The 20,319-nt window shown below is 63.4% G+C and carries 17 protein-coding genes; 10 read left to right on the top strand and 7 right to left on the bottom strand.

Annotated elements, in window-relative coordinates; genetic code table 11:
* The first annotated feature begins 122 nt into the window (after positions 1-122).
* Positions 123-347: a hypothetical protein gene (locus tag L6D80_RS03850; protein ID WP_054899725.1), complete on the top strand. Its 225-nt coding sequence runs from the start codon at positions 123-125 to the stop codon at positions 345-347.
* 23 nt (positions 348-370) lie between these two features.
* Here L6D80_RS03850 and L6D80_RS03845 read toward each other — a convergent pair whose 3' ends face one another.
* Entirely contained in the window at positions 371-619 is a 249-nt protein-coding gene (locus L6D80_RS03845) for a hypothetical protein (RefSeq protein ID WP_054899724.1), read from the bottom strand.
* Between the two features lie 304 nt (positions 620-923).
* Between L6D80_RS03845 and L6D80_RS03840 the strand changes: the two genes are divergently transcribed.
* From L6D80_RS03840 to L6D80_RS03800, 9 genes are all read left to right on the top strand, one after another.
* Positions 924-3,830 carry an FAD-binding and (Fe-S)-binding domain-containing protein gene (locus L6D80_RS03840; RefSeq protein WP_176514237.1) on the top strand — a complete coding sequence of 969 codons (2,907 nt, stop codon included), beginning with the start codon at positions 924-926 and terminating at the stop codon, positions 3,828-3,830.
* Between the two features lie 101 nt (positions 3,831-3,931).
* Positions 3,932-5,500, top strand: coding sequence for a PucR family transcriptional regulator (locus L6D80_RS03835; protein WP_176514235.1), 1,569 nt, complete (start codon positions 3,932-3,934; stop codon positions 5,498-5,500).
* Positions 5,501-5,700: 200 nt separating this feature from the next.
* Complete coding sequence (gene gabT, locus L6D80_RS03830; protein ID WP_054899721.1) at positions 5,701-6,984, top strand: 4-aminobutyrate--2-oxoglutarate transaminase; 1,284 nt, start codon at positions 5,701-5,703, stop codon at positions 6,982-6,984.
* A 48-nt stretch (positions 6,985-7,032) separates the two neighbouring features.
* The gene (locus L6D80_RS03825) at positions 7,033-8,481 is read left to right on the top strand and encodes an NAD-dependent succinate-semialdehyde dehydrogenase (RefSeq protein WP_156358053.1); all 1,449 of its coding nucleotides are present in this window, start codon (positions 7,033-7,035) and stop codon (positions 8,479-8,481) included.
* A 94-nt stretch (positions 8,482-8,575) separates the two neighbouring features.
* The gene (locus tag L6D80_RS03820) at positions 8,576-10,018 is read left to right on the top strand and encodes an amino acid permease (RefSeq protein ID WP_176514233.1); all 1,443 of its coding nucleotides are present in this window, start codon (positions 8,576-8,578) and stop codon (positions 10,016-10,018) included.
* 25 nt (positions 10,019-10,043) lie between these two features.
* Positions 10,044-11,075, top strand: a complete 1,032-nt coding sequence (locus L6D80_RS03815) for a histone deacetylase family protein (RefSeq protein WP_054899719.1) — start codon at positions 10,044-10,046, stop codon at positions 11,073-11,075.
* Positions 11,076-11,091: 16 nt separating this feature from the next.
* Positions 11,092-12,045, top strand: a complete 954-nt coding sequence (locus tag L6D80_RS03810; RefSeq protein WP_176514231.1) for a 2-hydroxyacid dehydrogenase — start codon at positions 11,092-11,094, stop codon at positions 12,043-12,045.
* Between the two features lie 139 nt (positions 12,046-12,184).
* Positions 12,185-13,519, top strand: coding sequence for an MFS transporter (locus L6D80_RS03805; RefSeq protein ID WP_176514229.1), 1,335 nt, complete (start codon positions 12,185-12,187; stop codon positions 13,517-13,519).
* A gap of 166 nt (positions 13,520-13,685) precedes the next feature.
* Entirely contained in the window at positions 13,686-14,156 is a 471-nt protein-coding gene (locus tag L6D80_RS03800) for an Lrp/AsnC family transcriptional regulator (protein WP_054899716.1), read from the top strand.
* Between the two features lie 69 nt (positions 14,157-14,225).
* Here L6D80_RS03800 and L6D80_RS03795 read toward each other — a convergent pair whose 3' ends face one another.
* The 6 genes from L6D80_RS03795 to L6D80_RS03770 form a co-directional block, all read right to left on the bottom strand.
* Positions 14,226-15,473, bottom strand: coding sequence for an OprD family porin (locus L6D80_RS03795; protein ID WP_176514227.1), 1,248 nt, complete (start codon positions 15,471-15,473; stop codon positions 14,226-14,228).
* 214 nt (positions 15,474-15,687) lie between these two features.
* Positions 15,688-16,731: an ABC transporter substrate-binding protein gene (locus L6D80_RS03790; protein WP_054899714.1), complete on the bottom strand. Its 1,044-nt coding sequence runs from the start codon at positions 16,729-16,731 to the stop codon at positions 15,688-15,690.
* A complete protein-coding gene (locus tag L6D80_RS03785; RefSeq protein WP_176514225.1) occupies positions 16,728-17,864 on the bottom strand; it encodes an NAD(P)/FAD-dependent oxidoreductase in 1,137 nt (378 codons plus the stop codon). The genes L6D80_RS03790 and L6D80_RS03785 overlap by 4 nt, the downstream gene beginning before the upstream one ends.
* A complete protein-coding gene (locus tag L6D80_RS03780; protein ID WP_176514223.1) occupies positions 17,861-19,219 on the bottom strand; it encodes an FAD/NAD(P)-dependent oxidoreductase in 1,359 nt (452 codons plus the stop codon). The genes L6D80_RS03785 and L6D80_RS03780 overlap by 4 nt, the downstream gene beginning before the upstream one ends.
* The gene (locus L6D80_RS03775) at positions 19,216-19,506 is read right to left on the bottom strand and encodes a (2Fe-2S)-binding protein (RefSeq protein ID WP_054899711.1); all 291 of its coding nucleotides are present in this window, start codon (positions 19,504-19,506) and stop codon (positions 19,216-19,218) included. Before L6D80_RS03775 ends, L6D80_RS03780 begins: the two co-directional genes overlap by 4 nt.
* Before the next feature lie 14 nt (positions 19,507-19,520).
* Positions 19,521-20,315, bottom strand: a complete 795-nt coding sequence (locus L6D80_RS03770; protein ID WP_054899710.1) for an ABC transporter permease — start codon at positions 20,313-20,315, stop codon at positions 19,521-19,523.
* Between the last annotated feature and the right edge of the window lie 4 nt (positions 20,316-20,319).

Raw genomic sequence — 20,319 nt, 5'->3', positions numbered from 1 at the left:
TGCTGACGCCGGGGACAAGTGGCTGCCAAGGCTCAGCATGCGGGGTATTGGCCCAATCGGATCAAACTTTCCGGCGCCGCCAGGTTCTTCTGAAAGACAGGCAATCACGCAAGGAGAACACCATGAAGCACCCTGACCCTAAGCCCGCAGACAAGGTCCCGCGGCCGATTTCGTCGGAGCAGGCCCAGCAAGGCGAGGCTTCGCCAGACCCGGTACTGGAGCGGCCAGACCCGGACACCGAGGCCGTGGACAAGGTAATCACTCCCACCTCGATCAAGGAGCAGGAAGCACAAGCGCGCAAGATCGAACGCACGCTTGCCGATGTAGAACAGAAAGCCCGCCGCTGAAGCAAGCCCGGGCTTCGCTGCGGCTACCGCCCGGGCTCCATCGAGGTGTTCTTCTTCCAACCGCGCAGGTTCATGGCGCACAGACAGATCTGCAGGATGATCAAGGCCCAGGCCTGGGCCTGCCAGCCCCAGACCGACCACAGCAGGTTGCTGGCGATGAAGCAGCAGAAACCTACTTTGCGCCGGCCGGGGCGGCTTGAGCCGATGCACCATGCCGCCAGGACGGTCAAGGCCATGGCGGGCCATTCAAGCAACTTGATCCAGTACTCCATCAAACATGCCCCGTGGGTTGGTGTTCAGACGTGGGACTTGGAGGGGGCGGTGAGGGTTCAGTCTGCACGGGCTGCCCGCAGCGGCCAGGCATGCCTCGCGTGCCCAGGCCGTCGCGGTTTAAACCCTCATGCAGGATGGGCGGTAACCTCCTACCGCACGTAGGTGGAACGGCATGATTGTTCCTTCTTGGCATACGTAGAGCGCAGGGCAGGTGCCCCCTACAGTACCGGCACTGCGCCGCTGTCTGTCTGCGGACGACAACACAAGACGCGACCGTGCCGATGATCGAGAAGGTTTCGCTCCATGACCCAGAACACGCCTATCCCCTTTGACTTGAACGTCTTGCTCAGTCTGCGCGAGAAGCTGGCAGCGCAGACCAGCGCCGAGATCAGGTTCGACGCAGCGTCGCGCGCGCTTTACGCTTGCGAGGCTTCGAACTATCGGCAATTGCCGATCGGCGTGGTGATACCCAGGACGCTCGAGGACATCGTCACCACCGTCAACCTGTGCAAGGCGGCGGGCCTGCCGATCCTGCCCCGCGGGGCCGGGACATCCATGTGCGGGCAGGCGGTGAACGCTGCCGTGGTGATCGATGCCTCCAAATACCTGCATGCGATCGGCCACATCGATGTCGAACGCCGTATTGCGCGGGTAGAGCCCGGGGTCATCTGCGACCAGCTCAAGGATGAAGCGGCCAAGGTTGGCCTGACCTTCGGCCCGGACCCGGCCACCCATAGCCGCTGCACCCTGGGTGGAATGATCGGCAACAACTCATGTGGCGCCCACTCGGTCATGGCCGGCAAAACTGTGGAGAACGTCGAGCGGCTTGAGGTGCTGACCTACGATGGCGAGCGCTTCTGGGTTGGCCCCACGGATGACGCGGCGCTGCAGGAGCACCTGCAGGCCGGTGGCCGGCGGGCGGAGATCGTCCAGGCCTTGAAGGACCTGGTCGACCGCCATGAAGACGAGATCCGCCGGGGTTTCCCCAAGCTCAAACGTCGCGTATCAGGGTACAACCTCGACCAGTTGCTGCCGGAAAACGGCTTTAACATCGCCCGGGCGCTGGTGGGGGTGGAGGGAACCTGTGTCACTATCCTGCAGGCCGAGACGCTGTTGGTGAAGAACCCCACGCACCGGGTACTGGTTGTGCTGGGCTATGAGGAAATCTACTACGCCGCCGACTCGGTGCCACAGTTGCTGCCGCTGGGCCCGATTGCCATGGAGGGGTTGGACGATGGCATCATCGGCGGGCTCAAGGCACGCGGCATGAAGCTTGCCGATATCGCGCAGCTGCCGGCAGGCAACGCCTGGCTGATGATCGAATTCGGTGCGCTGTCCACCGAGGAGGCCACCGCACTGGCGCAGCGGGCCGTGGCCATCGCGCCGCAATTGCCGGGGCGGCCGAGTGCACGGCTGGTGACAGACAAAGGCCTGATGAACCGCATCTGGACCATTCGTGAAACCGGCGCTTCGGCGACCTCGCTGGGCCTGGACCCCAACGAACCGGACCCGGTGGTGGGCTGGGAAGACGCGGCGGTCGAGCCGGAACACCTGGGCAAGTACCTTCGCGAGTTCAAGCAACTGGTCGGGCGTTACGGCTACAAGACCAACCTCTACGGGCATTTCGGAGATGGTTGCATCCACTCACGGATCACCTTCGACCTGAAGTCCGACAGCGGTGTACGCAATTGGCGCGCCTTTCTCGAGGAGGCTGCGCACCTGGTGGTGCGCTATGGCGGCTCGCTGTCGGGCGAGCATGGCGACGGCCAGGCCAAGGGGGAGTACCTGCCCATCATGTATTCCCAGGCGATCATGCAGGCCTTTGCCGAGTTCAAGGCCATCTGGGACCCGCTTAACCGCATGAACCCAGGCAAGTTGATCCACGCGATGCCTGTCGATGCCAACCTGCGCATGGGGCCTGGCTACAGTCGTCCAGCGGTGCAGAGCGCCTTCACCTACGATGCCCGCCTGGGCAGCCAGGGGCTGGCACGCGAGGCGGAGCGCTGCATCGGCATGGGCAAGTGCCGTTCGTTGGACGGAGGCACCATGTGCCCAAGCTTTCGCGCCACCCGCGAAGAAAAGTACTCGACCCGTGGTCGCGCCCGGCTGTTCTTCGAGCTGCTCAAGGGGGAGGTCATCGAGGACGGTTGGCAGAACGAGCAGGTCAAGGATTCGCTGGACCTGTGCCTGAGTTGCAAGGGGTGCAAGACCGACTGCCCGACCAACGTGAACATCGCGCGCTACAAGACCGAGTTTCTCAGCCGCTATTACGCCGATAAACGCCGCCCGGTGATGGATGCCATGATCGGCCGCATCGGCGAGTGGCTGCCCCATGCCACCAAGCTGTCGCCAGTGCTCAACTACGCCATGGGCAACCCGTTGGTCCGCACCGCGGGCGCCTGGTTCGGCCTGGCCAGGCACGCCCGGTTCCCGAAGATTGCCTCGCAGAGTTTCCGCGCCGGCACCACCGCCAAACGCTTGCTCAAGGAAAGCGACCGCCACAGTGGGCGTGAGGTGCTGTTGTGGGTGGACAGCTTCAACAACGGGTTCACGCCCAAGGTGCTCGAAGCCGGCGTGCAGGTGCTGGAGCTGTTAGGCTTGCGCGTGAAACTGATGAAGCGCCACGTTTGCTGCGGCCGCCCGTATTACGATGTGGGGATGGTCGACCAAGCCAAGGCCAACCTGACGCAAATCCTCGAGCAGCTTGCGCCGGTGTTGGAAGAGGGTATGCCGGTGCTGGTGCTCGAGCCCAGTTGCCTCTCGGTGTTCCGCGATGAGATGCCAGGCCTGTTCCCGCACGACCCGCGGGCCAAGCAGCTGGAAAAATCCATCATGACCCTCAGCGAGTTCATCCGCAGCCGCGGCCTGCAACTGCCGGCGATCAACGAGGATGTGCGCATCCACGGCCATTGCCACCAGAAAGCCTGTGGCGGGATGGCGGCAGAACAGGGCGTGCTGGAGAAGCTTGGCGGCAAAGGGCAGGTGATTCAGGCCGGTTGCTGCGGGGTGGCAGGCGCCTATGCCTATCACAGCAAGACCGCGCCCATTGCCAAGGTCATTGGCGAGCAGGCGTTCAAGCCGTGCATCGACCAGATTCCGCAGGAGGCTGCGGTGGTGGCGGACGGGTTCAGCTGCCGTGGGCAGATCCGCAACGTCAGCGGGCGTGAACCCCTGCACCTGGCTGAGTACCTGGCAAAAATACTCGGGTAGGCTGCAGGCGGCATACACGCATCGGCCACGGGCTGCTAATGTCGCGCGTGGCCTGGCCGTTCGCTGCCGGTGGTTCGCCAACACAGCAAGGAAACTCGACAATGAAACTCGACGCCGCGATCCAACACACGGTGCTGCGCGAAGCCACCGTGGTGGCCGGAGCAGACGCCATGGCGCGCGAAATCACCTGGGTGCATATCGTCGACCACCCCGAGATCACCAACTGGCTCAAACCCGGTGAGCTGCTGCTGACCACCGGCTACAACTGGCCGGTTGCGGATGACGAGTGCCGTGAGATGGTACGGCGGCTGAGCGACATCGGGCTGGCAGGGGTGGTGTTGGCGGTGCCGCATTTTCGTGAGCACTTCACCCAGGCGGCCATCGATGAAGCCAACCGCTGCAATTTGCCGTTGCTCGAGCTGCCCTGGGAGATCCAGTTCAGCGAGATCATGCACGACGTGCTGGCGCGGATCATCAACATCCAGGCTGAAATCATCCGCCGTTCGGACCTCATCCATCGCACGCTCACCGAAGCCGCGCTGGAAGTGAACAACCTCCAGGGGCTGGCCAAGGCGCTGCATGCAGCCCTGGACAAGCCTGCCACGGTGGTGTCCAGTGACGGCACCGTGCTGGGCAGCTCGCTGGCCGCCGCCAGTGAGGACCAGGAGCGGGCGCTGATCCGCCGCATCATTGCCCAGCAGAGCCTGGCGGCGTTCTTCGGCGCCAACACGGCTGTTACCCTGGACGCCGGGCATGGCTGGGGCTGCGCCCGCCTGGGAGGGGCGATCAGATTGCGCGGTGAAGTGGCTGCGGTGATCTGGCTGGACAGCGACAGCGACCCCTTCGAGGAACTCGACGCGCGTGCGCTGGAGCATGCGCTGGTGATCGCGGCGCTGCACCTGAGCTATCAGCGCCAACTTTCTGACCAGGAGACACGTCTGGGCTACGCCTTTGTGGCCGGCCTGCTGGAGGGCAAGTTTTCGGCGACGCCCAGCGCCATCGAGCGCGCCCAGGCATCGGGTTGGAGTGAAAACCGGGCGTACCGGGTCTGCCTGGTGCTGCTCAACGGACCCATTCCCTTGTCCATCGAGGGCTTCAATCGCCGCTCGAAAATGACGGACCGCCTGGCGGTGACCATGCAGGGGCTGGATGTCGCACCGCTGATCTCGGTATCGCTCAACCAGATCAGCTTCCTGTTGCCGGCCGAAGTAGCGCCGGAGGCCGTCTGGAAGGTGATCCGTACCGAAGGGGGTGCGCTTGCCGTGAGCCGGGTCCATCGGGGCGTGACCGGTATGGCCCAAGGCGCCGAAGATGTCTCGGCGCTGCTTGGCCTGCTGCGCCCTGGCAAGTTGCATGACTTCGACGAGGTGCTGTTCCCCAGGGCATTGATGGGTGATGCAGATGCCCGCCGCTTGCTATTGGAGCGCATGATCGAGCCGCTTGAGCATCCCAAACGGGGTAACGCGTTGACCGAAACCGCCCTGTGCCTGGCGGGTGAAGGCTTTCAACTGCTCAATACCGCCAAGGCACTGGACATTCACATCAGCACCTTGCGCTACCGCGTCGAGCGTATCGAGCACTTGCTCGGGATCTCCCTGGATAACCCACAGGACCGCTTCAAGCTACAAGTGGCGGCACAGTTGTACCGGTTGGTCTCGGAGGCGTTCTGACCGTGTGAGCGCCGCAGCATGGCCGCTGCCCCTGAGCCCGCCTGGCAATGATGCCACGCGGGCTTTTCTGTGTGCGGTCCGGTGGTGTGCGGTTCCTACTTTTCGTGGGAAACACCTGCAATTTCATCCTGTGCCGGGTGCGTATCTGCACAGGGAGGCGCTGGCTAGCATTCGCCCACTGACACAAAAAGGTGAATGCCATGTCCTCTCAACAAAAACTGCCCGTCTCAGCCCGCACGCAGCATGTCTCCAACGGCATCGCGGTCGCCCATCCGATCACAGTGAGCCGCGCTGCCGGCGCTTATCTCTGGGACGATCAAGGCAAGAAGTACTTGGATTTCGTGGGCGGGATCGGTGTGCTGAACGTCGGCCACAACCATCCGCGGGTGGTCGAGGCGGTGCGCAAGCAATTGGATACCTTCTCGCACATCTGCTTCCAGGTGGCGGCCTATGACCAGTACATCGACCTGGCCGCCAAGCTCAACCACCTGGTTGGCGGCCAAGAGCACTACAAGTCGGTGTTCCTGACCACGGGGGCCGAAGCAGTGGAGAACGCGATCAAGATCGCGCGCGCCCACACCAACCGCCCGGCTGTGATTGCCTTTCGCGGTGGCTTCCATGGTCGCACCCTGATGGGCATGAGCCTGACCGGCATGAGCCAGCCCTATCGTCAGAACTTCGGCCCACTGGCGCCGGATGTCTACCACGCGCCGTACCCCAACGAATACCGCGGCGTTACCACTGAAAAGGCCCTGGCGGCCTTGCAGGAAGTGTTCGACACCCAGGTCGCTGCCGACCGCGTGGCGGCGATCATCATCGAACCTGTGCAGGGCGACGGCGGCTTCATCGCGGCGCCGGTGGACTTCATGCGCGCGCTGCGCAAGAAGACCGAAGAGCTTGGCATCGTGCTGATCTGCGATGAAATCCAGACCGGTTTCGGCCGCACCGGCAAGCTGTTCGGCTTCCAGCACGCGGGCATTCAGCCCGATCTGGTGACCGTTGCCAAGAGCCTGGCCGGCGGGTTGCCGATCTCCGGTGTGGTAGGGCGTGCGGCGATCATGGATGCGCCGTTGCCCGGCGGCCTGGGCGGCACCTACGGCGGTAACCCGCTGGGCTGCGCCGCAGCGCTGGAGGTGATCAAGATCTTCGAGTCGGAAAACCTCACCGAGCGCAGCCAGGCAATTGGTGAACAACTGCTCAAGGGCTTCAAGGCACTGGAAGGACGTTTCAACAGCATTGGCCATGTGCGCGCCATCGGCGCCATGGCGGCGGTTGAGTTCGTGACCGACAGGGCCAGCAAGGCGCCGGATGCCGCCCTGGCTCAGCGTGTCATCGATGCAGCCCGTGAAGAAGGCCTGCTGGTGATCAAGTGCGGTGTGTACCGCAACGTCGTGCGCTTCATTTGCCCGCTGGTGATCTCCGAGCACGACGTGGCAGAGGCGCTGGGCATGTTCGAGCGCGCCCTGGCGGCCGCCAAGGCCTGACCTGTGTTACGCGCTGTTCCTTTGAAGCCTGTTGATGGAGCAAGATCCGTGAATACCCCTGCAGAACACGTCAAAGCCTGGCAGTTGGCATCACTGCCAGCCGGCACCGCCGACCGCAAGACCTATGAAGTCATCAACCCCGCCAGCCAGCAGCCCTGCGCCACCGTGCCCGACTGCACCGCAGCCGATGCCAGGCAACTGGCCGATGCCTCGGTCGAGGCGTTCGACGCCTGGAAGCAGACCACGGCGTTCCACCGTAGCCAATTGCTGCGCAAGTGGTTCGAGCGCATGGTCGCGGGCGCCGAGGAAATCGCTCAGGCGATTTCCACCGAGATGGGTAAACCCGTCAAGGAGGCCGTAGGGGAGGTGATGTATGCCGCCGGTTTTGCCGAATGGTATGCCGAGGAAGCCAAGCGTCTGTATGGCGAGACCTTCGCCAGTCAGTTCGAAAACAAGCGTCTGTACGCCACCCGTCAGCCTGTTGGGCCGGTATACGCCGTCACGCCGTGGAACTTCCCAGCGGCGATGATCACCCGCAAAGTCGCCCCGGCACTGGCGGCCGGTTGCACGGTAATCGTCAAACCGGCCGAGCAATCGCCGCTGACGGCGTTGTTGCTGGAGCAATACTGGCGCGAAGTCGGCGGCCCTGCGGGCACCTTCCAGGTGATTACCTCCAGCAACCCGTCTGCGATTTCTGGGGTGTTCTTCCAGGATCGGCGGATTCGCAAGCTGACCTTCACTGGCAGTACCGAGGTCGGCGTGCTGCTGTATCGCCAGTCGGCTGAAACCATGAAACGGGTATCGCTGGAGCTGGGCGGCCACGCGCCGTTCATCGTTTTTGCCGACGCCGATATTGCCCGGGCGGCCGACGAAATCATGGCCTGCAAGTTCCGCAACGCTGGGCAGACCTGCGTGTGCACCAACCGGATCTACGTGCACACATCGGTCAGCGCGCAGCTGCTCGATGCCTTGGCCACCCGTATCGCGGCGCTGCGAGTCGGTGACCCTGCGGCCGCCGATACGCAGATCGGGCCGCTGGTGGACGCCCAGGGCCTGCAGAAGGTGCGCGAGCATGTCGAGGACGCCGTGGGCCGCGGAGCGAAAGTGGTCGTGGGAGGACAGCCGCTCGGCGGCCTGTACTACCAGCCCACCCTGCTGTGCGACGTGGCGCCGGGCATGCGGATTCTGGAAGAGGAAACGTTCGGTCCAGTGGCGCCTGTCCTGACGTTCGACACCCTCGATGAGGTAGTGGCTGCAGCCAACGATACGCCGTTCGGCCTGGCCGCTTACCTGTGGACCCGTGACCTGGACACTGCTCACCGCGTTTCCGAGCGCCTTGATTACGGCATTGTCGGCATCAACGACGGCGCACCGTCCACCCCCCAGGCGCCGTTCGGTGGCGTGAAGATGAGCGGCCTGGGCCGCGAAGGGGGCGTGTGGGGCATTCAGGAGTACCTGGATACCAAATTCGTCTCGGTCGCCCTGGCACCTCGCTGACAGGGTTGGCCAAGGGCCGGTCGCCGTCTGGCGACCGGCCCTTGGCCTGAGCCTCAGTAAAATCCCAACCACTATAAAAACAAAGGTACTGAAGATGGACGCGCGTGTAGTTGCCGAGAAATCGCAGCCTGAAAGCCATCTCAAAGCCGGGTTGAAATCCCGGCATCTGACCATGATGTCGATCGCCGGGGTGATCGGCGGCTCGTTGTTCGTCGGCTCCGGAAGCGTGATTCACAGTGCAGGCCCCGCAGCGGTGCTGGCATTTCTCACCGGCGGCATCCTCATGATGCTGATCATGCGGATGCTTGGCGAGATGGCCACCGCGTCACCGGACACCGGCTCCTTTTCCACCTATGCCGATCGCGCCATTGGCCGCTGGGCAGGGTTTACCATCGGATGGCTGTATTGGGGATACTGGGTCGCACTGATGGCCTGGGAAGCCTATGTAGCGGGCAAGATCCTCAACGGCTGGTTCCCCGCCGTCAGCGTCAATGCGTTTGTGCTCGGGACCACGTTGCTGCTGATCAGCATCAACTTTTTCAATGTGAAGAACTACGGTGAGTTCGAGTTCTGGTTCGCCCTGATCAAGGTCATCGCCATCGTCTGCTTCCTCACCGTGAGTTGTCTGGCTGTGCTGAACATCTGGCAGGTAGGGGAGGTCAGTGGCATCAGCAACCTCACGGCCCACGGTTTCGTACCCAATGGCATCGAGCCGGTGGTGGGCGCCATGCTCGGGGTGATGTTCGCCTTCCTTGGCGCAGAAATCGCGACCATTGCCGCCTCCGAATCGAAGAACCCCTCCCAGCAGATCATCAAGACCACTAAATCGGTGGTGTGGCGGGTGGGCCTGTTCTACGTCGGCTCGATCTTCCTGATCGTCTGCCTGGTGCCCTGGAACGACCCGATGCTGGGCCAGTCCGGTTACGGCTCGTACCGCCGTACCCTGGAGCTGCTGGGCGTGCCGGGGGCCGAGTGGCTGATGAATTTCGTCGTGCTCACCTCGGTCAGCAGTTGCCTGATTTCCGCCCACTACACCGCGTCGCGCATGTTGTTCTCACTGGCCAGCCGCGGTGATGCCCCGGCGTGCTTCAAGCTGACCAAGGCCGACAGCGGCGTACCGGTGTACGCGATCATCGGTTCCTGCGTGGTGGCAGTGGTCATGGCGCTGATCAACTTCAGCGACACCCTGCGGCCTCGGGACGTGCTGGATACCTTGATGAACATGACCGGCACCATTGCACTGCTGGTGTACCTGGTCATTGCCTGCTCACAGCTCAAGATGCGCCGCAAGCTGGAAGCCAGTGGGCGCGATATCCCGTTGAAGATGTGGCTGTACCCCTGGCTGACCTGGGCCGTGATCGTGTTCATCGTGGTTTGCCTGGGGGCGATGTCGTTTATGCCGGACTATCAGGTGCTGGTGATTTCCACCGGTGGCGCAGGGGTGTGCCTGGCGCTGCTCGGGGTGTTCCACCAGATGCGTTGCAGCCGGCGCGCCCAGCGAATGTCCGGCACGGTGGGTGTGAGTACACGCGGTTGATGAGCCAAGACACTGGAGAACTAAAATGAAAGCGTTTCACTCCCCCGATAGCCTGTTACATGCTCCGGCTACCTACTTTCGGCGTGGCAAGGCCATTGCCCACCTGGAGCAACCGGCGCGTTATGACCTGTTGCTGGCCGCTGCCCGCCATGCCGGTCATGACATCGATCTGGCCTCAGCCTTCGGCGTCGAGCCGATCCTGCGGGTTCATTCGGGCCGCTACCTGAACTTTCTCAAGGCAGCCTGGGACCGGCGAGCGGAGATCGAGCCTGGGCTGGAGCACATCCTGCCGTCGCATTTCAAACGCCCGGAAATGCAGCACTACCCGACGCACATCATCGGCCAGGTCGGCTTCCACATGGCCGATCTGTCGACGCCCATCCACGCCCAGACCTACCAGGCGGTGATGGCCAGCGCCGATGTGGCGTTGAGCGCCGCCCGGCATGCCGCCAGCCATGGCCATGCTTATGGCCTGTGCCGGCCGCCGGGGCACCACGCTTCGGTGGAAAGTGCCGGGGGCTTCTGCTTCGTCAACAATACCGCGGTCGCCGCGGCCTACCTGGGTGACACGCTCAAGTGCCGGGTGGGGGTCATCGATATCGATGTACACCACGGTAACGGCACCCAGCACGTGTTCTACGACCGCGACGACGTGGTGACGGTCTCCATCCATGCCGACCCGTCGAATTTCATGCCGTACTACGCCGGCTACGGCGATGAAACCGGGCAGCACCGCGGCCTGGGTTACAACCTCAACCTGCCTTTGCCCCATGGCTCCGGTGATGAGGTTTACCTGGCCGCCATCGAACATGCGCTGGAATTCTGCCAACGGCTGGGGGTGGAAGCTCTGGTCGTCGCCCTCGGCCTGGATGCGTCCGAAGAAGACCCCAACGGTGCCTTGGCCGTTACCACCCAGGGTTTCCGTGAAGCTGGCAAGCGGCTAGGCGGCACCTGCTGGCCAACGGCATTGGTGCAGGAGGGCGGTTACCTGAGCGAGATCCTCGGCGAAAACCTCAGGGCCGTCCTGGATGGCTTCGATTCGGCACGCGGCCTATAAGCGGGAGCACAGTGATTTGAACAGGATTGATATCGTCGTTGCACCCGGCCCCTGGGCCGCCGAACCCTGGCGTCGCGCCTTCGAAGCCCGCAGCGCAGGGCGCAAGGTCCACCTCTGGCCCCAGGATGGCGAGGTTGTGGCTTCGGACAACTATGTCATTTGCGCCTGGAAGGCCGACACGCAGGTTTTTCAGCAACCCAACCGGCCCAGGGCGGTGTTCTCGATGGGCGCGGGTGTGGATCACCTTGCTTGCCTGGCGGGCCAGGCAGCCATTCCGATCGGACGCATCCGCGACCCCGACCTGACCATGCGCATGGTCGAGTACGTCACCTTCGCCGTGCTCTACCTGCATCGCCAGATTGCCCACTATCGCCGCGAGCAGGCAGCGGCCCGCTGGACACCGGTCGTGCAGGCGGCTGCCAGCGACGTGCGTGTTGGCATCCTGGGTGCCGGTGTGCTGGGCAAGGCGTGCGGGCTGCACTTGCAGCAGCTGGGCTTTCAGGTGGCGGGCTGGGCGCGAACCTCCACGGATGTCGGCTTCAACGTGTTCAACGCCAGGGCAGGGCTTATCGAGTTGCTCCAGCAGACCGACATACTGGTCAACCTGCTGCCCAATACCCGGGAAACCCACGGCGTCATCGACCGGCAGGTGTTCGAAAGCCTGAGTCGTTGCGGCAAGCCCGGTGCGCCTGCGTTCATCAACGCCGGGCGCGGGGAAGCGGTGGTGCACAGTGACCTGCTGGCTGCCCTGGGGGACGGCACCTTGTCCGGCGCGGTGCTCGATGTGTTCGGGGTAGAACCGTTGCCGGCGGATGACCCGCTGTGGTCGATGCCCAATGTCCTGCTCACCCCCCATGTCGCCGCAGATTCCGAACCCGATGTGGTGGTCGGGCAGATCCTGCAGGACGTGGCCCGGCTCGAGGCCGGGCAGGCGCTCGAACACCCGGTCGATCTGGGCCGGGGCTACTGAGCGCGAACGCTGAACACGCACAACAAAAACAACAGGTGTTGCAGCTGCGGGCGGGTGCGCCGATGACCCTGTCGCGATGCCCGCCCATTTCCTCCGAGCTGCCGCGACGTGTCATACATCGAGCTGGAGAATACCGAACATGAACAAGCCATTCGAACCTGTACTGCAGGGCGTCGTACTGAGGAAAATCTTCTGGCGGCTGGTGCCGCTGATGGTATTGATGTACTTCGTAAGCTCCCTGGATAGGGCCAACATCGGCTATGCCGCACTGACCATGAACGCCGACCTGGGCCTGACCGTTGCCCAGTTCGGCTTTGCCACCAGCATCTTCTACCTGGGCTACATTCTCTTTGAAACCCCCGCCAACATTATCCTGCACAGAATCGGCGCCAGGCTGTGGATCTCGATCATCCTGCTGGCTTGGGGTGCCATGTCTTCCCTCACCTCGCTGGTGCCTGACAAGGACTGGCTGTACGTCACCCGGTTTTTTCTCGGCGTGGCCGAGTCTGGCCTGTTTCCTGGCATGGTGCTGTACCTGACGCTGTGGTTGCCCAGCCGTAACCGGGTCTGGGTCATGTCTCTGTTCATCACGGCCATGCCGCTGGCGGCGGTGATTGGGGCGCCGATCTCCACTGCATTGATGACTCACACCTCGGTTTTCGGGCTCGAAGGCTGGCGCTCGATGCTGTTTCTGGAGGGCTTGCCTGCGATCGCCCTGGCGTTCATCGTGTTCCGCTTTCTGCCCGATTCACCTGCCACAGCCCAATGGATGAGCGCCCAGGACGTGGCGGCGGTCGAGAAGGTGCTGCAGGTCGAAGCGCAGGGGCGGGACCAGAGTATTGCGCACGGCAGTATTCGCGCTGCGTTGCAGAGCTGGCGGGTGTGGGCACTGGGGTTCGTCTACTTCGCCATCAACACCGCCATCGTCATCCTGCTGTATTTCCTTCCGCTGGTGATCAAGTCCTTCGAGCACGCCTTCCAGACCCAGTACACGGTGTTCGAGATAGGCAAGATTACCGCCGTGCCCTTCGGCTTCGCCACGGTGAGCATGCTGCTATGGGCGCGGTTCACCGGCAGGACGGGTGTGGCCGCCTGGCATATCGCGCTGCCGCTGGTGGTGTGCGCGGTGGCTATCGGCGTGGCGATGTCGCTGCCGTCACCCGTACAGATCATGGTGGCGTTCGCGGTCGGATGCGCGGCCTGCTTTTCGTCGATGGCACCGTTCTGGCAGCTTCCCAGTCGTCTGTTGTCGGGCAAGGCGGCCGCGGCAGGCATCGGCCTGATCGCAGCCCTGGGTGCCTCGGCAGGCTTTTTGCTGCCGTACTTGATCGGCTGGGTGAAGGACCGCAGCGGTTCATTCGAACCGGCTTTCCTCTGCATCGGCGTAATAATGCTCATCGGCGCTGGCGTGGTGATGCTGCTTGAAAAGCGTCCGCCCAGCAAACCGGTTGTACCAGTGGGGGTGAAACTATGATATCGCGCAAACAAGTTCGCTCACTCCGATTGAGGGTGGCTCTCTAATGAATTGACACTCGATGGTGGGGAGTTTTATATATTCTCTCTTTATTAAGAAACCGCACGGCGCCCTGTAGGTCTTGCAGTTTTACTGCATAAATAAAGCAATAGTGAAGGAGTCCTGCGTGGCTGAACTCGATCGGATAGATGTGCGGATTTTGAACGCCGTGCAGGTCAACAACCGACTGACGTCGGAGGAAATCGGTGAGCTGGCAGGGCTCTCCCCGACAGCCTGTCAGCGGCGGCTCAAGCGGCTTCGCGCTGAAGGCGTGATCGAAGGAGATGTGTCGATCGTGGCGCCCAAGGAGGTGGGCAGGCACGTGACCATGCTGGTCTCGGTGACGCTGGAGCGAGAGCGTGCGGATATCATCGATCGGTTCAAGCAGTCGATTCGTAATACGCCCGAAGTGATGAGCGGTTTTTATATTACCGGTGATGCGGATTTCGTCCTGGTGGTGACGTCCAGGAACATGGAGGATTATGAGAACTTCACACGCCGCTTCTTCTATGAAAACTGTGATATTAAAAGTTTCAAGACGATGGTGGTAATGGATCGCGTCAAAGCGGGCTTCACCCTTCCGATCGAAGAAGTGTGAATGCGGCGGGGTGCAGTGCCCTGGTCGGCCCCATGGCCACCTGGGCACTGCACCTTTGACGAACGGCGCTCAGAACAGGTTGATCGGGTATTCAGTAATTACCCGCACCTCGTCAATCTGGCCGCCCCGCGCCGAGCTTCGGTAGCTGGCCTGGCGAATTCTGAACGACAGGTCCTTGGCCACGCCGGCCTGCACGACATAGCGCGCTTCGACGTCGCGTTCCCACGCCTTGCCATTCAGATCGCCGCCGGTACCATTTTTGAAGTCGGTACCTTTTACATAGCGGGTCATGAAGCTCAGGCCCGGCACGCCGTAACCTGCCATGTTCAGGTCATAGCGAGCTTGCCAGGACTTTTCGTTCTCATAGTCGAAGTCCGAATACTGCACCGAGTTGGCAAAGTTGTAGACCGCATTGCCATCGGGGCCATACACATAGTCGCCGCGCCCGGATACCTTCTGGTAGGCCAGGGTGACGGCATGGGTACCTACGCTCCAGGTTCCGCCCAGGCTCCAGATGCGGTTGTCCAGGTCGCCACTGCGGGCCTGGCCGATGCTCTGGGTGTCGTAGGCATTGAAGTCGAGCTTCAGTGACTGGCCAGGGCTCAGCGGTAGCAGGTAGCGCGTGTTCACGTAGTACTTGCGAAAGTGTTCTGCGGTCTTGGCGTAGTACAGGCTGCTGGAGAGCCGGTCGCTGAAGCTGTACACGCCGCCCAGGTAGTCCACGGTTGTCATGCGCCCGCTGTCACGGGAAGACTGGTTGCGGTTGGTCAGCCCGGTAAAGTGGCCCGCGTCGAGTTGCAGGCGCCCGAACGCTTTGCTGGTGAGCGAAAACCCGTCGACGGTTTCCGCCAGCAGGCGGCTGTCGGAGGTGGCCAGTACCGGTAGCGACATCACCTGTGTGCCGTACTTGAGCACACTGTTGGACGCCCGAACCTTCAGCGCTGCACCGGCCTTGGCCATGTCCTGCTTGGCGCCATGACTGTTCTGTTCAAGCAGGCCGGTGCCGCCGCCCGTGCGGCCATTGCCGGTGTCGAGCCTGAATGCGTATTGGCCGATCACGTCGATGCCGATGCCGACGGTGCCTTGGGTGAACCCCGACTGCAGGGTACCGATGAACCCCTGCGCCCATTCCTCGCCGTAATTCTGCTTCGCGCCGCTGGCGCGGTTGTCACGCTGCATGTACATGTTGCGGGCCTTGACCGACAACGTGCTGCCTTCGAGGAAACCTGTCGCTTCGGACTGCTCGCTGGCGTGCAGCAGTGGGCTTGCGGATGACGCCAGTAACAGTGCGCTCACACCCAGTTTACGCGTGCTCATTTCATACTCCGTTTGGTTGTTTTAATTGCGCGGCAGAGTGATGTAAATCGTTGGCCAGGCCTTTTTCTTGGCGTGCACGCACCCTGTCCGCGCCGGTGCAGGGCAGAGTGGGTACGTAGGTTGGCCTTTGCCTTGAGGGGTTGTTGCAGGTTTGCGATAACGCGCCAGCAACTGCCGGAACACGCGTTCCGGCAGCGGGATTGCCTGGCTTGGCCTAGCGCTCGATCTGGCGGTTCCAGCGTGCGTTCCATTCCGGACGCACGGCATTGACCTGATCCCAGTCAATGGTCACGGCCGTCTGCAGGTAAGTCTGCATGGCTTCGACCTGGCCGCGGGTTTTGTCGCTGGTCGGTGTGTTGGGGTTGGATGGGATCTGGTCGCCCAGCTCCAGGGCAGGTGACTGGGCTTCAGGGCTGAGCAGAAACTCGGCGAGCTTCTGTGCCAGTTCCGGCTGGTCGTTGTTGGCAACCACGCACTCGGCCTGGTTGAGCACGACAGCGCCTTCCTTGGGCGCAGCGTACTCCACTGGAATGCCTTTGAGTTTCAGCGCCGTTACCTGGGTCGGCGTGAGCGGGAACAGCGCGGCTTCGTCGGTCTGCACCATTTCCGACAGCTTGGCCGAATTGGGAATGTACTCCAGCACGTTGGGGCCAACGCTTTTCGGCCAGGCGCTGAAGCCTGGGTTGACGTTGGCTTCGGTGCCGCCATGCAGGCGGTTGAACATTAGAAAACCATGCAGGCCGAAGGTCGAGGACGACATCGACTGGAACACCACCTTGTCCTTGAAGCGCGGGTCGCTGAGGTCGCCCCAGGAGGTCGGGGCCGCCCAGCCTTTTTCCTTGAACATCCGGCTGTTGTACGCAAGCCCGGTGACGCCCAGGCTGACCGCAGCGGCTTTGTCCTTGATCAGGGCTTTTTCCGGCAACTGGGCGAGCATTGGATTGGGCTTGAGAGTGCTGCACAGGCCCATGCCGATGGCGCGGTACATGATGCCATCATCGAGCACCATCACATGAATCGATGGCTTTTTCGGCGTGGCTTGCACCTTGGCGAGAATGTCGGCGGAGGTCCCCGGAACGATCACCACTTTTACCCCGTTGGGCTTCTCGAACTTGGGCAGGATGTTGTCGGTGAACAGCCGCTCCATGGTGCCGCCATTCATGCCCAGGTACAGCGTGGGCTCGGCCGCAGCAGGCAAGCTGGCGAACAGGCCGGGCAGGGTGCAGAACAAGGCGAGCAAACGTTGCTTGTGGGTCATGACAGGTTTTCCTTATGGGGGTGGGAACACTGGAAACGCTTGATGGAAAAAGCCGCCAGGCAGATGCTGGGCGCGCCTGACAGAATGCATTGGGCCAGCGCTTCGCCTGCGGCGGGGCCAATCTGGAAGCCGGCACCGGCGAAGCCGAAGCCATGCAGCAGGCCGGGTTGGCTTAGGCTGGGGCCGAGCACCGGTTCGTCGTCGGGCAGGTAGCCTTCGGTGCCGCTCCAGGTGCGGATGGCCTGGGCGCCGGCCAAGGCCGGGTACAGCTCGGTGGCATTGCGCAGAATTTCGAGCACCGCGGCCTGGCCCGGGCGCGCTGTAGTGGGGGTCAGGGCAAAACCGCGGCCACCGCCCAGCACACAATTGCCGCGCGCAACCTGGCGGGCATAGATGCCGCCGCCTTCGACCCCGGTACTGGCGGTCATGAACAGCGGCAATGGCTCGGTCACCAGCATGGCCGGGTGGGCCGCGGTAAGAGGCACCGGCTCGCCAAAGCGCTCGGCCAGTTGCGCCGACCAGGCGCCGGCGCAGTTGAGCAGCCAGGGTGCCTTGAAGCTCAGGCCGTTGCTGCAATGAACGCTGAAGCGTTGGCCGTCGTGGCTGACCTCGACCACGTTGCATTGCTCATGCACCTGAGCGCCGCTGGCCCGGGCCGCCTGGGCAAAGGCGGGTGACACCAGGCGCGGGTTGGCGTGGCCGTCTTCGGGGCAGTACGAAGCGCCCACGGCAATATCGCCCACCCACGGGAAGCGCTGGCGCAGCTCAGGGCGCTCAAGCAGTTGCAACTTCAGGTCAAAACCCTGGGTGCGCTGGGCGTAGGCCTTCAGTGCCGCAAAGTCGGCTTCGCTGCGCGCAAGCTTCAGGTGGCCGCTGCGCACATACTCGCCGTCGATGCCAATCCACTCGCGCAATTGCCCCCAGAGGGTGTGTGCACGCGCCGACAGCGGCAGTTGGGCCAGCGATCGGCCCTGGCGGCGAACCCCACCATAATTCACGCCGCTGGAATGCGAGCCGCAGAAGTCGCGCTCGATCAGCGCCACCTGCTGCCCGCCCCGGGCCAGGGTCAATGCGGCGCTGCTGCCAACGATGCCACCGCCGACGACAATGGCGTCCACTTCAATGGGCTTCATGGCTTGATCTCCAGGCCAAAGGGCAGGGGCTTGACCGGGGCCTGGCCACGCAAACGGCCGACCTGATCCAGCGGGCGGCCACTTTCGCAGGCAATCAGTTCGGCCGCGGCGGCGCCGCACACGCGGCCCTGGCAACGGCCCATGCCGACCCGGCACATGGCCTTGACCCGATTGATTTCCCAGTGACCGGCGCGCACCGTGTCACGGATTTCGCCGGCGGTGATTTGCTCGCAGCGGCACACGGTGAGGGAGTCCGGAGTCTGCCTGGCCCACTGCTGGGGGAAGGGAAACGCTTGCTCCAGACCCCGGCGAAAGTGCTGCAGGGTGGCCAGGCGACGTTGCAGGTGGCGCTGACGCCGCAGGTCGATGGGCTTGCCCAGGTCGGCCAGCAGCGTCAGCGCGGCAAGCTCCCCGGCCATCTCGGCGCCATCGGCACCGAGAATGCCGGCGCCGTCACCGGCCAGGTACACGCCGTCGCTGCTGGCCCGCCCCTGGGCGTCACGGACCGGTAGCCACGCACGGTTGAGGGCGTTCCAGGCGAATTGGCAACCGAGCAGGTCGGCCAGTTGCGTTTCACTGCGCAGGGCGTGGGCGAACGCCACGGCGTCGCACGCCAGTTGCTGCGCGCGGCCACCCTGGGACCAGCGCACGGCGCTGGCCCGCTGCGTGCCCTCAATGCCCAGCAGGGTCACACCTTGATGCACCGGTATGCCCTTGAGGGCCAGCCAGGCACGGTAGTACAGGCCCTTGGCGAAGGTTGCCGGTTGCAGCAGCAGGTTTGGCAAGGCGCGGGCCTGGGCACTGAACGGCGAGGTGTCGAGCACTGCGGCAACGGTGGCACCGGCCTTGGCGTACTGGTAAGCCACCAAGTAGAGCAGCGGACCACTGCCGGCCAGCACCACCCGTTCGCCGATGGCGCAGCCCTGGAACTTCAGGGCGATCTGCGCAGCGCCTAGGGTATAGACCCCCGGCAGCGTCCAGCCGGGAATCGGCAACACGCGGTCGGTGGCACCGGTGGCGATGATTACCCGGTCAAACGCCAGGCGGTCGGCCACCTGGCCCTGGTGCAGGGTGTCGAGCACGGGGTGCTCGGCGTTCCACACGAGGGTCTCGGGGCGGTAGTCGAGCTTCCCGTGCAACTGTTCAAGGGCCGTGTGCAGCGCCTGGGCCTTGGCGGCCTCGAAGCCATAAAGGGTCTTGGCGCTGCGGCGAAAGTGAGCCGGTTGCTGGCGGTAGATCTGGCCACCGCCGCGGCTGGCTTCGTCGAGCAGTACCGGGCGTACGCCATGGGCGACCAAGGTCTGTGCGGCGCGGATGCCGGCAGGGCCGGCGCCGATGATGACGATTTCACTCATGCTTGGCGCCCCGGATCACGGGTCACGCACTGGCCCGGCTCGAGAAAGGTCGAGCAGGCCCGCACCCGGCGGCCATCCTCCAGGCGTACCCAGCAGTCCTGGCAGGCGCCCATCAGGCAAAAACCCGCGCGCGGTTCGGCGTTGAAGTCGCTGCCCCGCAAGTGGTCGGCATTGGTCAGGATGGCGGTCAGCAAGGTATCGCCGTTCATGCCCTGGGCGGGTTGGCCGTCGAGCATGAACGGCAACGGCTCGCGGTCGTGTTCGGCCACGCGTTTGAACAAAGGCATGCAGGAACTCCGTGTCATTGCTTGCCCACCAGTACCCGGTCCAGGCCATACACGCGGTCCAGCGCGATCATGGTCAGGGCGGTGATGGCGATCACCAGTGCCGAAACGGCTGCCATCATCGGGTCGATGGATTCGGTGGCGTAGACGTACATGCGCACCGGTAGGGTCTGGGTGGCTGGCGAGGTGATGAAGATCGACAGGGTCACTTCGTCAAAGCTGTTGATGAACGCCAGCAGCCAGCCGCCTGCCACTCCCGGCAGAATCATTGGCAGGGTGACCTTGCAGAACAGTGTGACGCGCCCGGCGCCCAGGCTCTGGGCGGCATGCTCGGCGCTGCGATCGATGCCAATGGCGGCGGCGAGCACCAGGCGCAGGACATAGGGGGTGATGACCACCGTGTGGGCGAATACCAGCCAGGCGAAGCTGCCGTTGACCCCCAGCAGGGCAAACAGCCGCAGCATGGCCACGCCCAGCACCAGGTGGGGAATGATGATCGGTGACAGCAGCAGGCCATTGAGAAAGCCCTGACCCGGGAAGCTGTAGCGGGTCATGGCCAGGCCCGCCGGCACGGCGATCAGGGTCGCCAGCGTGGCCGCCAGGGCCGCGAGCTGCAGGCTGTTGTAGAACGCTTTGATGAAGTCGGCACGCTCGAACACTGCCGTGAACCAGCGCAGCGAGAAGCCGCTGGTCGGCAGGCTCAGGGTGTTTTCCGGGGTGAAGGCCACCAGGCACACCACCACCAGCGGGGCGAGCATGAACAGGACCACCAAAGCATGAAAGGACAGGGCCAAAGGGCCGTTGCGGGTCATGGGC

Source organism: Pseudomonas ceruminis, from assembly GCF_021602025.1.
GTDB lineage: Bacteria > Pseudomonadota > Gammaproteobacteria > Pseudomonadales > Pseudomonadaceae > Aquipseudomonas > Aquipseudomonas ceruminis.
Note: the sequence above shows the minus strand (reverse complement) of the source record. Positions and strands in the feature narration are given on the sequence as shown.